The organism is Kocuria rhizosphaericola, from assembly GCF_044462205.1.
GTDB classification, from domain to species: Bacteria; Actinomycetota; Actinomycetes; order Actinomycetales; family Micrococcaceae; genus Kocuria; species Kocuria rhizosphaericola.
Genome location: NZ_JBISWK010000157.1, coordinates 1 through 14,582, shown reverse-complemented (window position 1 = coordinate 14,582; position 14,582 = coordinate 1). Strand labels below are relative to the sequence as shown.

Annotated in this window: 15 protein-coding genes; 4 read left to right on the top strand and 11 right to left on the bottom strand. The window is 74.7% G+C overall.

Annotation, left to right across the window (positions count from 1 at the left end):
* Positions 1–154: 154 nt before the first annotated feature.
* Together hrpB and ACH9D2_RS15990 are read right to left on the bottom strand one after the other, a co-directional pair.
* On the bottom strand, positions 155–2,749 hold the full coding sequence (hrpB, locus tag ACH9D2_RS15995; RefSeq protein WP_396363811.1) for an ATP-dependent helicase HrpB: 2,595 nt from the start codon (positions 2,747–2,749) through the stop codon (positions 155–157).
* Positions 2,750–2,849: 100 nt separating this feature from the next.
* Positions 2,850–3,659, bottom strand: a complete 810-nt coding sequence (locus tag ACH9D2_RS15990; RefSeq protein WP_396363810.1) for an alpha/beta fold hydrolase — start codon at positions 3,657–3,659, stop codon at positions 2,850–2,852.
* 99 nt (positions 3,660–3,758) lie between these two features.
* On the opposite strand from ACH9D2_RS15990, the gene ACH9D2_RS15985 reads away from it, so the two are divergent.
* The 3 genes from ACH9D2_RS15985 (at position 3,759) to ACH9D2_RS15975 (ending at position 6,906) form a co-directional block, all read left to right on the top strand.
* Positions 3,759–4,733 (top strand): 1,4-dihydroxy-2-naphthoyl-CoA synthase, encoded by a 975-nt coding sequence (locus ACH9D2_RS15985; RefSeq protein WP_396363809.1) that lies wholly within the window; start codon positions 3,759–3,761, stop codon positions 4,731–4,733.
* A gap of 13 nt (positions 4,734–4,746) precedes the next feature.
* Positions 4,747–5,913 carry an AMP-binding protein gene (locus tag ACH9D2_RS15980; RefSeq protein WP_396363808.1) on the top strand — a complete coding sequence of 389 codons (1,167 nt, stop codon included), beginning with the start codon at positions 4,747–4,749 and terminating at the stop codon, positions 5,911–5,913.
* Positions 5,914–6,027: 114 nt separating this feature from the next.
* A complete protein-coding gene (locus ACH9D2_RS15975; protein WP_396363807.1) occupies positions 6,028–6,906 on the top strand; it encodes a 1,4-dihydroxy-2-naphthoate polyprenyltransferase in 879 nt (292 codons plus the stop codon).
* Positions 6,907–6,922: 16 nt separating this feature from the next.
* Here the strand turns inward: ACH9D2_RS15975 and ACH9D2_RS15970 are convergent, their stop codons facing one another.
* Positions 6,923–7,210: a DUF4229 domain-containing protein gene (locus ACH9D2_RS15970; protein ID WP_387605144.1), complete on the bottom strand. Its 288-nt coding sequence runs from the start codon at positions 7,208–7,210 to the stop codon at positions 6,923–6,925.
* 82 nt (positions 7,211–7,292) lie between these two features.
* Here ACH9D2_RS15970 and ACH9D2_RS15965 point away from each other — a divergent pair, with 82 nt between their 5' ends.
* Positions 7,293–7,766 carry a PLD nuclease N-terminal domain-containing protein gene (locus ACH9D2_RS15965; protein ID WP_396363806.1) on the top strand — a complete coding sequence of 158 codons (474 nt, stop codon included), beginning with the start codon at positions 7,293–7,295 and terminating at the stop codon, positions 7,764–7,766.
* 220 nt (positions 7,767–7,986) lie between these two features.
* Here the strand turns inward: ACH9D2_RS15965 and ccsB are convergent, their stop codons facing one another.
* The 8 genes from ccsB to ACH9D2_RS15925 all read right to left on the bottom strand — a co-directional run bounded on the left by ccsB (position 7,987) and on the right by ACH9D2_RS15925 (position 14,502).
* Positions 7,987–9,054 (bottom strand): c-type cytochrome biogenesis protein CcsB, encoded by a 1,068-nt coding sequence (ccsB, locus tag ACH9D2_RS15960; protein ID WP_396363805.1) that lies wholly within the window; start codon positions 9,052–9,054, stop codon positions 7,987–7,989.
* 13 nt (positions 9,055–9,067) lie between these two features.
* Entirely contained in the window at positions 9,068–10,858 is a 1,791-nt protein-coding gene (resB, locus tag ACH9D2_RS15955; protein ID WP_396363804.1) for a cytochrome c biogenesis protein ResB, read from the bottom strand.
* Between the two features lie 44 nt (positions 10,859–10,902).
* Positions 10,903–11,664: a cytochrome c biogenesis CcdA family protein gene (locus tag ACH9D2_RS15950; RefSeq protein ID WP_396363803.1), complete on the bottom strand. Its 762-nt coding sequence runs from the start codon at positions 11,662–11,664 to the stop codon at positions 10,903–10,905.
* A complete protein-coding gene (locus tag ACH9D2_RS15945) occupies positions 11,661–12,281 on the bottom strand; it encodes a TlpA family protein disulfide reductase (RefSeq protein WP_396363802.1) in 621 nt (206 codons plus the stop codon). The genes ACH9D2_RS15950 and ACH9D2_RS15945 overlap by 4 nt, the downstream gene beginning before the upstream one ends.
* A gap of 54 nt (positions 12,282–12,335) precedes the next feature.
* Positions 12,336–13,007, bottom strand: coding sequence for a histidine phosphatase family protein (locus ACH9D2_RS15940; RefSeq protein WP_396363801.1), 672 nt, complete (start codon positions 13,005–13,007; stop codon positions 12,336–12,338).
* 50 nt (positions 13,008–13,057) lie between these two features.
* The gene (locus tag ACH9D2_RS15935) at positions 13,058–13,321 is read right to left on the bottom strand and encodes a glutaredoxin family protein (protein ID WP_396363800.1); all 264 of its coding nucleotides are present in this window, start codon (positions 13,319–13,321) and stop codon (positions 13,058–13,060) included.
* A gap of 96 nt (positions 13,322–13,417) precedes the next feature.
* Positions 13,418–13,516 (bottom strand): 30S ribosomal protein bS22, encoded by a 99-nt coding sequence (locus ACH9D2_RS15930; protein WP_005504750.1) that lies wholly within the window; start codon positions 13,514–13,516, stop codon positions 13,418–13,420.
* A gap of 164 nt (positions 13,517–13,680) precedes the next feature.
* A complete protein-coding gene (locus ACH9D2_RS15925) occupies positions 13,681–14,502 on the bottom strand; it encodes an FCD domain-containing protein (protein ID WP_396363799.1) in 822 nt (273 codons plus the stop codon).
* Between the last annotated feature and the right edge of the window lie 80 nt (positions 14,503–14,582).

Below are 14,582 nucleotides of genomic sequence, written 5' to 3'. Positions count from 1 at the left end.
GTCGCGGGGGTCCGGCCGGTGCGTGCCTCGGGCCGGGGATCGCGAGGTGGGCGAACCGGTCCGTGCGCGCTGGATCAACGCGCTCGGCAAGTGCGGTGACCCCACCGTAACGCAGATCACACGCGGACGCCACCCGCCGAGCCCGGCCCGGGGCTCAGGAGCGGCGCGCGGTGCGGGCGGTCGCGGGCGCGGTGCGGGCGGTCGCGGGCGCGGTCCAGGGATCCTCGGGCCAGGGGTGCTTCGGGTAGCGGCCGCGCATCTCGGCGCGCACCTGGGCGTAGGGGCCGGACCAGAACGAGGCGAGGTCGTCGGTCACGGCCAGCGGCCGCCCCGCGGGGGAGAGCAGGTGAAAGAGGACCGGGACCCGGCCCTCGGCGACCGTCGGGGACGCCGCCCACCCGAAGCACTCCTGCAGCTTGACGCTGACCACCGGGCGTCCGGCGGGGTCGTCGGCGGCCGGGTAGTCGATCCGGGCCCGCGACCCGCTGGCCACGGTCAGCCGATCGGGCGCGAGCTCGTCGAGGCGGGCCGCCCCGGGCCACGGGAGCAGCCTCCGCAGCGGCGCCGCGAGGTCGACCCGGGCGCCGCCGGCGAGGGCGTCGAGCTCGGGGGCGAGCCATTCGTCGAGACGCTCGAGCAGGGCGGCCTCGGCCACGTCGGGCCAGGGGTCCCCGAGCCGGTGGTGGAGCAGCGCGAGCCGCCGCCGGAGCCGGTCGGCGCCGTCCGACCAGCCGAGCAGGCCGAGGCCCTGCTCGGCCAGGGCCTCGCGCACGGCCGCCCGCGCCGCCGCCGGGGTGGGCCGGACGGGGGTCGAGGACAGCTCGATCGCCCCGAGCGCGCGGACCCGGCGGGCGCTCGCCCGCCCGTTCGCGAACCGGGTGCGCACCTCGTCGGTGAGCAGGTGCTCGGCGCAGCGCTCGGCGAGGGGACGGTCGAGCGCCGCAGCGGCGCGCACGACCGCGCCGGTGCCGGCGGCGGCCTGTCCCGACGCCCGGGTGACGTCGGCGACGGCGAGCCACTCGTGACCCGCCAGGGCGCTTCCCGGAGCCAGGCCCGCGCGGGTCCCGGAGGCGAGCAGGTACGTGTCCCCCACCTTCCGGGCGACCCGCTCCGGCAGGGCCAGCGCCACGACGGCGCCGGTCACGAGCCCGGCCGGGACCTCGCCGGCCCCCGGCGGCGGCGCTCCGGGAGACTCCGGTTCCGTGGCCGGCCGCTCGAGGCGGCGGGCCTCCTCCGCCCAGCGGCGGGCGTCCGGGGCCCGTCCGGAGCGAAGGTCGGCGAGCAGGCGGGACAGGTCCCCGCCGGGCGGGCGGTGGTCGTCCGAGACCATCGCGACGACCTCGGCCGCCGGCCGGGCGCCCACGGCGCGGGCGCCGTCGAGCAGGCCGCGGGCCAGCCGCGGGTCCACGGGCACCGCGGCGAGCAGCCGGCCGGTGACGGTGGCCCGGCCCTCGTCGTCGAGCGCGCCGAGTCCGCGCAGCACCGCGAGGGCGTCGGCCAGGGCCGCCGCGGGCAGCGGGTCCGGCAGGGGCAGGCCCTGTCCGCCGGGGGCGCCCCAGCAGGCGAGCAGCAGGGCGGCGCCCGTGAGGTCGGCGGCCGCGAGCTCGGGGGTCAGGTGGCGGGGCATCGCGGCCCAGGTGCGCTCGTCGTAGCAGCGCACGACCTCCCCGGGCCCGAGCCGGGCGGCGCGGCCCGCCCGCTGCTCGGCCGAGGCCCGGGAGGCCGCGACCGTGACCAGGCCCGTCATGCCGCGGCCGGCGTCGCGCCGCGGCTCCCGGGACAGACCGGAGTCGACCACCAGGCGCACGCCCGGCACCGTCAGGGAGGACTCGGCCAGGGACGTGGAGACGACCAGGCGGGGAGGGTCCCCCGGCCGGCGTCCCGAGGTCGCCCGGTCCTGCTCGGCGGCTCCGACCCGGCCGTGCAGCTCGAGCACCTCGGTCCCCCGGCAGGTCTCCCGCAGCCGGCGGGCGACCTGGGCGACCTCCCACGCCCCGGGGACGAAGACGAGCGCGTCCGTCGCGCCGTCCCGGGTCAGGGCCTGCGCGTGGGCCTCGGCCGCCGTCCGGGCGACGTGGTCGAGGAACGGGCGGGTGACCCCGCGATCGTCGGTGCGCCGGACGGGTGCCGGGGTCCAGCGGACCGTGAGCGGGTGCAGGGCCGCCGGGCAGTCGACGACCGGTGCCGGTGCGCCCTCGCCGAGCAGGCCGGCGAAGCGCGGTGCGTCGAGGGTCGCGGACATCGCCACGAGCACCAGGTCCTCGCGCAGCTGCCGGACCTCGGCCAGCAGGCCGACGAGCAGGTCGGACTCGAGCCCGCGCTCGTGCACCTCGTCGAGGACCACGGCGCCCACCCCGGTCAGCCCGGGGTCCTGCAGCAGCCGGCGCAGGAGCACCCCGGGCGTGACGAACTCGACGAGCGTGCGGGCCCCGGTGCTCCGGTCGCCGCGCACCGTGTGGCCCACGAGCTCGCCCACCCGGGTCCCGGCCAGGTGCGCCAGCCGGCGGGCCGCCGAGCGCGCGGCGACCCGGCGGGGCTGGCTGACGACAACCCTGCCGGACCCGGAACCGGCGGCGCGCTCGTGCAGCAGATCGGCGACCAGCGGGGGCACGAGGGTGGTCTTGCCGGTCCCGGGCGGGGCCTGCACCACGGCGACGCCGCCGGCGAGCGCCGCGCGGAGCTCGTCGAGCACCCCGGCGACCGGCAGTCCGGCGCCTATCCGGGCGAGGTCGAAGGGAACGGAGCTCATCGTCCCAGTCTCGCACCGCCGCGGGGCCGGCCGCGGCGGTCCGGGAGCGGCAGCCGCCGGCCACCGTCCGGAACGGCCGTGTGACGGCCGCGGAAGACGGTCAGGGCCCGGTGTGCGCCAGGAACCCGCGCAGCACCTCGACGAACTTCTCCGGCTCCTGGGAGTGGACCCAGTGGCCGGCCTCGCGGATCGTCACCCGGTGCGCTCGGGGGAACAGGCTGCGCATGACCGGAGCGTGCTCGTCGCGGACGTAGTCCGAGCGCCCGCCGGCGACCCAGAGCACCGGCCCCTCGTAGACGGCGTCCCCGGTGTCGGGGAAGCCGCCGATGGTGTCGAGGCTCGACCGCAGCAGCTCGAGGTTCGGTTCCCAGGAGAACCCCTCCTTGCCGCTGCGCAGGTTCTGCAGCAGGAAGCTCCGGGTGGTGTCCCACGGGATGGGTTCCTCGAGGGCCTCGTCCGCGTCCGAGCGGCGCTCGACGGCCGTCAGGTCCACGGCCGCGAGGCTGTCCAGCAGGTGCGCGAACTCGCCCTCCCCGCCGCCGGCCCGGGTGGGCGCGATGTCCACCACGACGAGCCGGGAGACGAGGTCCGGGTGCCGCAGCGCCAGCACCATGGCCACCTTGCCGCCGAGGGAGTGCCCGACGACGGCGACCGGTCCCGCCGAGGCGAAGTCGTTCCGCAGGGTCTCGGCCACGGAGTCCGCCATCTGCTCGTAGTCCACCCGGTCCGTCCACTCGGACCGGCCGTGGTTGGGCAGGTCCACCAGCAGGCTCCGGAAGTCCGGCTGGAGGTCCTTGGCGATCCGGGTGAAGTTCTTGCCCCGGCCGAACAGGCCGTGCAGGAAGACGACGGGATCCCCCTCGTCCCCGACGCGGGTGGTGTGCAGAGTGGTCGTCCGGGTCTCAGCCATCCTCCGAGTTTAGCCAGGTCCCGGCGTCTGAGTCCCGCGCGGCGGCAGCGCTCGCTCCGGCGCCGCCCCCGGGCGAGCGCCGCACGTAGACTCGAGGACGTGACTGACTCCACCCCGACCACCGGCAGCGACCTCCCCGAGCAGGTCTCGGAGCTCTTCGATCCCGCGCAGTGGCGGACGGTCGAGGGCTTCCAGGACCTGCAGGACCTCACCTACCACCGCGGCGTGGAGCGGGGCCCGGACGGGGCGGTCGTCCGGGACCTCCCGTGGGTGCGGATCGCCTTCGACCGCCCGGAGGTGCGCAACGCCTTCCGGCCCGGCACGGTCGACGAGCTCTACCGCGCGCTGGACCACGCCCGGATGAGCTCCGACGTGGGCGCGGTGGTCCTCACCGGCAACGGGCCCTCCCCCAAGGACGGCGGCTGGGCCTTCTGCTCCGGCGGGGACCAGCGCATCCGCGGCCGCGACGGCTACCGCTACGCCGAAGGGGAGACCGCCGAGAGCATCGACCCGGCCCGCGCCGGGCGGCTGCACATCCTCGAGGTGCAGCGCCTGATCCGCACCATGCCCAAGGTGGTCATCGCCGCCGTCCCCGGCTGGGCCGCGGGCGGCGGGCACTCCCTGCACGTGGTCTGCGACCTCACCATCGCCTCCCGGGAGCACGGGAAGTTCAAGCAGACGGACGCCACCGTCGGCTCCTTCGACGCCGGCTACGGCTCCGCGCTGCTCGCCCGGCAGGTGGGGCAGAAGGCGGCCCGCGAGATCTTCTTCCTCGCCCGGGAGTACGACGCGCAGCGGATGCACGAGATGGGCGCGGTCAACGAGGTCGTCCCGCACGCCGGGCTCGAGGACGCGGCGATCGCCGCCGCCCGGGACGTGGCCGCCCAGTCCCCGCAGGCGATCCGGATGCTGAAGTTCGCCTTCAACCTGCCCGACGACGGGATGGTCGGCCAGCAGGTCTTCGCGGGCGAGGCGACCCGCATGGCCTACATGACCGACGAGGCCGTCGAGGGCCGGGACGCGTTCCTGGGCAAGCGCGATCCGGACTGGTCCGGCTTCCCCTACTACTTCTAGGGCGGTGGCCTCGATGGCCGAGCTGATCGTCCCCGGCGACGCCGTGGTCCTCGACGGGCCCGTGCCCGGCGACCCCCTGCGGCTGCTGTCCCCGCTGACCCGCGCGCTGGGGCGCGAGGGTCCCGCCGTCGTCGTGCGCACGTCCGGGTCCACCGGCCGCGCCAAGCGCACGGTCCTCACCCGGGACGCGCTCGCGGCGTCCTCGATGGCCACCGCGGTGCGCACCGGCGGGGTGGGCCAGTGGCTGCTCGCGCTGCCCGTCCACTACGTGGCGGGGGTGCAGGTGCTCGTGCGCTCCCTCTACGCCGGGACGGTGCCCGTGGTCCTCGACCCGGCGGCCCGCTTCACCCCGGAGGCCTTCGCGGCCGCGGCCGAGGAGCTGGAGGACCCCGTGCGCTACACCTCGCTCGTGCCCACCCAGCTGCAGCGGATCCTCGAACCGGCGTCCGGGGTGCGCAACGGGGACGCGGTCTCCGCGCTGAAGAGCTTCTCCGCGATCCTGCTCGGCGGCTCGGCCGCTCCCCCGCGCCTGCTCGCGGCCGCCCGGGCCGCGGACGTGCAGGTGGTGCCCACCTACGGGATGTCCGAGACGTGCGGGGGCTGCGTCTACGACGGCGTGCCCCTGGACGGCGTCTCCGTGCACGTGGGGACGTCGGGGACCGACGACGACGCCCCGGGCCCCGGGGCCCTCGCCCCGGCCGGTCCGGGCCGGATCTGGCTCGGCGGGGACGTGGTCGCCGCCGGTTACGCCGGGGACCCGGAGCAGACCGCGCGGCACTTCCGGGAGACCGCCGGGACCCGCTGGTACCGCACGGACGACCTCGGCGAGCTCTCCCCCGACGGCGTGCTCACGGTGCACGGGAGGGTTGACGACGTCGTGAACACGGGCGGGGTCAAGATCGCCGCGGGACTCGTGACCGCCGTGCTGACGGAGCACCCCGCGGTGCGCCAGGCCATGGTGCTGGGCGTGCGGGACACCGAGTGGGGGCAGGCGGTGGGCGCGGCCGTCGTCGCGGCCCCCGGCACCGACCGGGAGCACCTGCGCGCCGAGCTCGAGGAAGCGGTGCGCGCCCGGCACGGCGCCGCCGCGGTGCCCCGGCGCTGGGTGTGGCCCGACGAGCTTCCCCTGCTGCCCACCGGGAAGCCGGACCGCGCGGCCGTGGGCCGGCTGCTCGGCTGAGGCCCGGGCCGGAACGGGGTCCGTGGCACAATGGTCCGCGGCCCCGGACCCCCACCGCGGCCCCCGACCCGCACCCCGCGCCCCGCGCGAGGTCGTTCCCGACGGAGGTAGCCCGTGGCCACGCCAGCACAGTGGATCGAGGGGGCCCGGCTCCGGACGCTGCCGATGGCCCTCGCCCCCGTGGTGGCCGGCTCCGCCGCGGCCCAGGCCCTGCACTCCTTCGAGCTGCTCCGCGCGGTGCTCGCCCTGCTGGTCGCCCTCTTCCTGCAGATCGGCGTGAACTACGCCAACGACTACTCCGACGGCATCCGGGGCACCGACGACGACCGGGTGGGTCCCCTGCGCCTCACCGGCTCCGGGGCCGCCGCCCCGAGGCAGGTGCTCTCGGCGGCCCTGCTGTGCTTCGGCCTCGCCGCGCTCGCCGGCGCGGTCCTGGTGGTGCTGAGCCGCCAGTGGTGGTTCATCCCCGTCGGCCTGTCTGCCGTTCTCGCGGCGTGGGGCTACACCGGCGGGCGGAGCCCGTACGGGTACCGCGGGCTCGGGGACCTGTTCGTGTTCGTCTACTTCGGGCTCGTGGCCGTGCTCGGCACCACGCTCACCCAGGCCGGCACCCTCAACCTCGAGGCGTTCATCGCGGCCCTGTCCACGGGTCTGATCGCCACCGCCCTGCTGATGGCCAACAACATCCGGGACCTGCCCGGGGACCGGGAGGCCGGCAAGCGGACCCTGGCCGTGCGGCTGGGCGACCCGCTGGCACGGGTGGTGTTCACCGCCGAGATCGCCGTGGCGCTCGCGCTGGTGCTGTTCCTGGTGCCCTACAACCCGTGGATGCTCCTCGTGCTGCTGCTCGTGCCGCTGGCGTGGGCGCCCGTCGCCACGGTGCTGCGGGTGCAGGACCGGCGCCAGCTCGTCCCCGTGCTCCGGCAGTGCGGGGTGCTCAACGTGGGCTGGGCCGTGCTCTTCCTGCTGGCGGTGCTGCTGCGCCAGTGGTGAGTCCCCCGACGAGGGCTCAGACCTCGCGGCCGTCCTCGCGCAGCCGCCGGTCCACGTAGGCGTCCTCGACCTCCTGGTCCTCGAGCGCCACCCGGTTGCGGGGCTTCGGCGCCCGGGCGAACCAGCGGTGGAACTCCTCCCCCGCGGCGGCGTGCAGGCGCGGGAAGAACAAGTAGGAGACCGCGAAGGAGATCGCCACCGCGGCGACCCCGGACAGCACCAGGCCCACGCCCAGCCACATGCTGAGCAGGAAGGCCAGCACGAGCAGCGCGAACCGGAGCAGGGAGTACTTCAGGAAATTCACCCGCCCAGTCTAGCGGGGCCACCTGGAAGAACTCTCCGGGGCGCTGAGCTGGCGTCCAGGCAACACCCCTACGATTGTCGGCATGGGCAGAGCCATCCTCATCATCGGCGCGGCCGCACTCGCGGTGGGCGTCATCGTCTACTCCCTCATCGAGTGCGCCCGGACCGACAGCGCCGACATGCGCGGTCTCCGCAAGGGCGGCTGGATCGCGGTGATCCTCCTCCTCCCGCTCGTCGGCGCCGTCCTGTGGCTGTTCCTCGGGCGCCCCAAGGGCACCGCCGAGTCGTCACGTCCTGTGCGCGGCAGGGGACCCGACGACGACCCCCAGTTCCTGCGCAACCTCGAGGAGCGCCGCCGGCAGCAGGAGAAGGCCGAGAAGCTCCGGCAGTGGGAGGAGGAGCTGCGGCGCAACGGCGGGCCGGACGCGGCCGGGGAGACCGGGCCGGAGGACGGTCCCGGCGAGCACCCCGACGACGGGCCCTCCGGCGGTTCCTCCGCGGGCCGTTCGGACGGGCCCTCCGACGGCTCACCGGGCAACCGGCCCCCGCACGACTGACCCCGGGCGCCCGGCGCCGACCGGACGGCCCGGAACGAGTCGTCCCGCACGACCGCTCCTGCACGACAGCTCCTGCACGACAGCTCCCCGGCCACGGCGGCCCGCGCCCCGGTGTCCGCAGGGCACCTCCCGCCCACGACGTCCGGCCGCGGGACCGGAGCACGACGAAGGGCCCGCACCGAGGTGCGGGCCCTTCGTCGTGCTCCGGCACGGACCGGGGTCAGACCCCGGAGTAGGAGTGCAGGCCGGGGAAGACCGTGTTGACCACGGTGAAGTTGAAGATGACGCAGAGGTAGCCGACGATCGAGAGCCAGGCCGACCGGTTGCCGGTCCACCCCCGCGTGGCGCGGGCGTGCATGTAGGCGGCGTAGACCACCCAGATCACGAAGGTCCAGACCTCCTTGGTGTCCCAGCCCCAGTAGCGGCCCCAGGCCTGCTCGGCCCAGATCGCGCCGGCGGCCAGGGTGAAGGTCCAGAACGCGAACCCGACCGCGTTGAGCCGGAAGGACAGGTTCTCGAGCGCCTGGGAGGACGGGACCATGGCGAGGAAGCCCGCGCCGGGCCGTTCCCCGGACAGGATCGCCCGCTCCCGCCGGGCCTGCAGCAGCTGCAGGACGGCCATGGCGAACGTGATGGTGAAGATCCCGGAAGCGGCCACGGCGATGGACACGTGGATCACCAGCCACCAGGACTGCAGCGCGGGCTGCAGCGGCCCCACCGGGGTGGGGAAGCCGATGGTGGCCGCGCAGAGCATGATCACCACGAGCCCGCTCACCAGGGAGCCCACGAAGCGCAGGTCCCGGGCCAGCAGGGACAGCAGGAAGACGCCCGCGACGACCAGGGCGCCCGTGGTGCAGAACTCGTACATGTTGCCCCACGGCACCCGTCCGGCCGCGAAGGCCCGGCTGAGCACGGCGACGGTGTGCACGGCGAAGCCCAGGACCATGACGGCCACGGCCACGCGGGCGGCGGGACGGCGCTCGCCGGTGTAGCGCATCTCCTCGTCGGCCACGTGCCCGGCCAGAACGGAGCTGGCGCTCGTGCGGTAGCCGCGCCCGCGGTGGCCCGCACCGTGGCCGGCCCGGGAGTCGGCGGGCTCCGCCGCGTCCCGCGAGGTCGCCGCGGAGGCCCCGACGAGCTCGCGCTCCTCGTGGCCCTCGACCCCGCGCAGGGTCTTGGAGTGGGACGCCACGTCCCACGCGAAGGCGACGAAGGCGACCAGGTAGGTCATGGCCGCCAGGAGCATGAACAGCTCGCTCCAGGCGCCCAGGGTCTCGTTGACGGTCATGCCGCCCATCCTCTCACTCGTGGCCGGCCCGGGCGTCGGGTCCGGCGTCCGGCCGGCTGCCGCCGGCCCGCACCGTGCTGCTCGCCGCCGTGGTCGTTCTCGTGGTCGTGATCGTTGTCGTGCTGTCCGTGTCCCGTACGCCGGCGTCCTGCCACCGCTCGGTCCACAGCCGGTCCAGCCGCTCGGCCTCGGCGGCGAGCCGGGGGTCCTCGCCGCGGGCCAGCAGCCCGTACTCCAGCACCGTGCACGGCCGGCCGTCCCCGTCGACATCCTCCCCCGCCCGCACCCAGACGCGGCGCCGGGCGATGAACAGGGACATGAGCAGGCCCGTGAACGCTGCCACGAAGGAGACGAACGCGCCCGTCTTGCCGGGGTCGTAGTGGATGTCCAGGCCCACGTACCGCTTGACGTCCAGGAACTCCACCGCGCCCTTGCCCTCGGGCAGCTCGTACACGGGGTTCGCGGCGTCGAGCGTGATGGCGCCGTTCTCGTTGGTCATGGCGTTGAGCTCGGTGAGCGGCTCGACATCGAGCACGTACACGTTCTGCGGTTCGCCGCTGTCCAGGCCGAGGTCGCCGTGGTAAGCGGAGAGGATCAGCCGGGGGTTGGCGAGGCCCGGGTCCACCGAGCGGGGCATCTCGCCCTCCCCGCCCACGGCGGTGGGCAGCAGCAGCCCCACGAGGCCGAGCTGGTCGGGGCGGGCGTCCGGGACCTTGAGCACGAGCGAGGACGTGTAGACGCCGTCGGAGGGGACGGTCACGACGGGCCCCTCGAAGGCGACGTCCCCGTTGCCGTCGGTCACCCGGACGACCGGGGCGTAGCCGTTGCCCACGAGGTAGCTCTTCACGCCGTTCACGTTCAGCGGCTGGTTCACCTTCAGGACCTCCTGCCGCGGCTCGGCGCCGGGCTCGTCCTGCACCGTGACCTCCGCGGTGAAGTCCAGGGGCGCCCCGTAGCTGCGCGGGTCGGTGGTGTCGCGGTTGAAGACGGCCTCGAAGCTGTCGAGCCGCACCGAGAAGGGCTCGAGCCAGTCGGCGTCGTAGTTGGTGCCGGGGGTGAAGGAGTCGTAGCCGATGAGCGTGTTGACGAAGGACTCGCCCTCCACGACCACCCGCTGGCCCTTGTAGCCGAAGAGGGAACCGACGGCCACGGACACCAGCACGCCCAGCAGGGCCAGGTGGAAGACGACGTTGCCGACCTCCTTCCACATGCCGCGCTCGGCGGCCACCGACGGGGCGGCCGAGCCGGCGTCCTGCACCGCCACCCGGTAGCCGCGCCGTCTGAGCAGCCGGGCGGCCTCGGCGACGACGTCGTCCGGGGCCGGCGCCTCGGCGCCGTCGCGCCCGCCGAGGGTGAGGGAGCGGTGCTCGGGCAGCCGCTCGAGCCGCCGCGGGGTGCGCGGGGGCTCGGCCCGCCACGCCCGCCAGTGCTTGGCCGCGCGCGGCAGGACGCACCCCACGAGGGAGACGAACAGCAGGATGTAGATCGCGGAGAACCACGCCGACGAGAAGACGTCGAACAGCTGCACCCGGTCCAGCCACTCCCCCAGGACGGGGTTGTTGTCGATGTAGTCCTGGACCGCCGCGGGGTCCTGGATCCGCTGCGGGAAGATCGATCCCGGCACCGCGGCGACCGCCAGGAGCAGCAGCAGGAACAGGGCGGTGTTCATCTTGGTCAGCTGCGTCCAGGCCCACCGGGCCATGCCGAGGGGACCGAGGGCCGGGAGCTCGACGTCCGGGGTCAGCCGCCCGGACGGGTCCGGGGACGAGGCGCCCGACGACGACGGTGGCGCTGCGGTGCTCATGCCGGCCTTTCTGTTGTCGGTGACGGGCCGGGTCTCGGAGGTGCTCAGATCGGCATCACCCAGTCGGTGACGAGCTCGGCCTGCACCCACGAGACGAACGCGGTCCACGCGCCCGTCACCATGAGCAGGCCGACGAGCACGAGCAGACCGCCGCCGGCGCGCTGGATGCCGAGGCGGTGCCGGCGGAAGAAGCCCATGGCGCCCATGCCCCGGCGCAGGGCCAGGGCCAGGAGCAGGAACGGGACGCCCAGGCCCAGGCAGTAGGCGACCGTGAGAACGGCGGCCTTGCCGGTCGAGGCGCCGTCCACGTAGACGAGCGCCTGCACGGCGGCGAAGGTGGGACCGATGCACGGCGCCCAGCCGAGGCCGAACGTCACGCCGAGCAGGGGGGCCCCCCAGAGTCCGGGCGGAGGGCGGCGCTCGATCTTGCGGTCCCGCTGGAAGAAGGAGACCCCGCCGAGGAACACGATGCCCATGAGCACCACGAGGGCGCCGAGGACCACGGTGATCCAGTTCTGCCCCAGGAACCAGGCGTAGGCGCCCAGCTGGGCCAGCAGCACCGACATCACCAGGAAGACGGCGGAGAAGCCGAGGACGAACAGCGTGATCCCCGCGAGCACGCGGCCGCGCCGCTGCTCCTGCAGGTCCGCGCCCGTCAGGCCGGTGACGTAGCCGAGGTAGCCGGGCACGAGGGGCAGCACGCACGGGGAGGCGAAGGAGACGAGGCCCGCGATCAGCGCCACGGGCAGCGCGACGAGGAGGGAGCCGTCGAGGACGATCTCGGCGAAGGGATTGCCTGCCGTCATGCCGCTTCGGCCACCGTGTCCTCGAGGAGGGTCTCGAGCACGGAGCGGTCCGCGATGCCGAGGATGCGGGCGGCCACCCGCCCCTGGGCGTCGAGCACGAGCGTGGTGGGCACGGCCTGCGGCGGCACGTAGGCGCTCAGCGCCATGAGCACTCCCCCGTCCTTGTCCTCGAAGGAGGGGTACGGGATCTCGAAGGTGCGCTCGAACGCCTGGGCGGTGGCCCGCTCGTCGCGCAGGTTCACGCCGTAGAAGGCGGCCTGCCCCTCGAACCGCTCCGCGAGCTCGCGGAGGTCGGGGGCCTCGACTCGGCAAGGGGCGCACCCGGCGTACCAGAAGTTGAGCAGGGCGGGCCGGCCGCGCAGGTCCTCGGCGGAGAGGGTCGTGCCGTCGAACAGCGTGCCGGAGAACTGCACCGGCTCCCCCCGCTCGGCGGGCGGGTACTCCGAGACCGTGCCGTCCCCGGCGATGTAGCCCTTCTGGTCCCCCGAGTTCGCCTGCTGGGCCAGGGAGTCCTCCTCCGTGCACCCGGCGAGGGCGAGCCCGAGGACGCAGAGGCCCGCGAGCGAGAGCACGCGGCGGCGGGACGGACGGGAGGAGGGCGAGGGGCGGGAGGTCACGGACGGATCACCTGGTGCTCTGGACGGGACGGGGAGGGCGGCGGCGCCCGGTCATTATGAACCGGGAAGCTGGTTGACCCCTGAGTAGAGGTCTGCGGCGGGCTCGCTGTAGACCACCCGGGGCGGCCGGCCGGAGTCGAGGTCCTCGAACACGAGCGAGGTGATCGAGGCGAGGTTGCACTGCCGCCGGCGGGGGTCGTGCGGCAGGGGGCGCCCCTCGGCGGAGCGCCGGGTGAGCCAGATCGGCAGCTGGTGGGAGACCAGCACGGCCTCGGCCCCGTCCCCGCCGAGCTCCACGGCGGTGCGCCCGGCGGCCAGCACGGCCTCCGCCATGCGCGCGACCTGGTGCCGGTAGGGCTCCCCCCAGGAGGGGCGCAGGGGGTTGCGCAGGTGCGGCCAGTGCCGGGGCTTCAGCAGCTCGGGGACGTCCACGTGCAGGCCCTCGAAGTGGTTGTGGGCCTCGATGACGCGCTCGTCCGGGTGCACCGGCAGGTGCAGCTCGCGGGCCACGGGCGCGGCCGTCTCCCGGGCCCGCTGCAACGGGGAGGAGACGAGGTGGACGATGCGCGAGCCGGTGTTCACGCGGCGGGCGAACTCCGCGGCGGCGGCCTCCGCCATCCGCGCGCCCAGTTCGGTGAGGCCGTAGCTGGGCATCCTCCCGTAGACGATGCGGTCAGGGTTGAGGACCTGGCCGTGGCGCAGCAGATGGACCGTCGAGGAGGGCATGGCTCCCATGGTCCCAGACCGGGCGCGCCGGTCCCAAAACGGCGGGCCGCTCAGCCGGCCAGGCGCTCGCGCAGCAGCCGGGCGAGGCGCCGCTCGTCGATCTGCCAGAAGTCGCGCGGGACGCCGTCGACCAGCACCACGGGGATCTCCTCGGCGTGCCGGCGGGCCAGCTCGGGGTCGGCGTCGACGTCGACGTCCTCCCAGTCCAGTCCCAGCTCGGTGGTGACCCGGTCCACGGACTCCCGGGCGGCCACGCAGAGGTGGCACCCCGGGCGGGTGAGAAGGGTCACGGCGGGAGGGCGCGGAGAGCTCATGGAGCCATGCTACGGCCCGGGGCGGACGGGCCGGGAACGCAGCGGGGCCGCCGTCCAGGTTCGGACGGCGGCCCCGGTGGCGCGCTCAGCGCAGGGTCACTTCTTGTTGCGGCGCTGGTGACGGGTCTTGCGGAGCAGCTTGCGGTGCTTCTTCTTGGACATCCGCTTGCGGCGCTTCTTGATCACTGAACCCATAGGATCCCTCGCATCTTCATGTCTCGGTGGTGTTCCCCGGGAACTCCGCGCGACAGGCGCGAACCTGGGGTGCCGGCCTGCGGACGGTGACGGCCGGGCAAACGTTCACTGACACCCTACCGTCTCAGGGGCGAATTGCTGCATTCGGCCCGGCCCCGGGCGCCTCAGGCGCTGCGGGGCACCTGCGTGGGCCCGTCGTCGGGCTCGTCCTGGACGGGGCCAAGCGGCTCCGCCGCGGCGCCGGGCGGATTGAGCTCGGCGGGCGCGTCCGGCGCCGGGCCGGGGGTGCGCTGCTCCTGGTCGGGGTCCACGCCGGCCTCGCGGTACTGGTACTCGATGTGCTCGGCCACCAGCCGGGACGCGAGCCCGCGGTCACCGGCCGCCACGGCGGAGTAGATGGCGTGGTGCTCCGCGCGCAGCCGCTCCGAGGTGGTGCTCCACAGGGGCACGTGGCCCACGAGGGCCATCGTGTACTCGTAGATCGAGTCCCGGAGGGAGGACATCAGGGCCGAGACCACCGAGTTGCCGGCGGTCTTGCACAGGGCGATGTGGAAGCTCACCTCGAGGTGGTGGAACTCCTTGAGGGACAGGTCGTCCCGGGCCATCTGCTCGAGCAGCGCCCGCAGCTCCGCCATGGCCGGATGGTCCGGGTCCGAGCGCTCCAGGGCCCACGTCTCGAGCAGCACCCGGGTCTGCACGATGTCGCGCAGCGGGTAGTCGGAGGTGGCCATGTGCAGCTGCAGCGCGGGGCCCGCGGAGGCCGCGGGCTCCCGCACCAGCATGGGCAGGATCGACTTCCGCGGACCGTCGAACAGCCGCACGATGCCCTGGGCCTCCAGGGTCTTGAGCGCCTCACGCATGGTGTTGCGGGACACGCGGTGGATGGCCGCGAGGTCGCGGTCCGAGGGCAGTTGTTGGCCCAGCACGAGATGGCCGTCGAACAGCTCGTTCTCCAGCCACTGCAGGACCTGCCGATGCGTTGCCATAGTCTCCAGAGTAGGACCACCGCGGCCCTCCGTGGGGCGATCGCGTGTCCGGACGTGTCGGAAGTGCGTTCGGCGGCCGG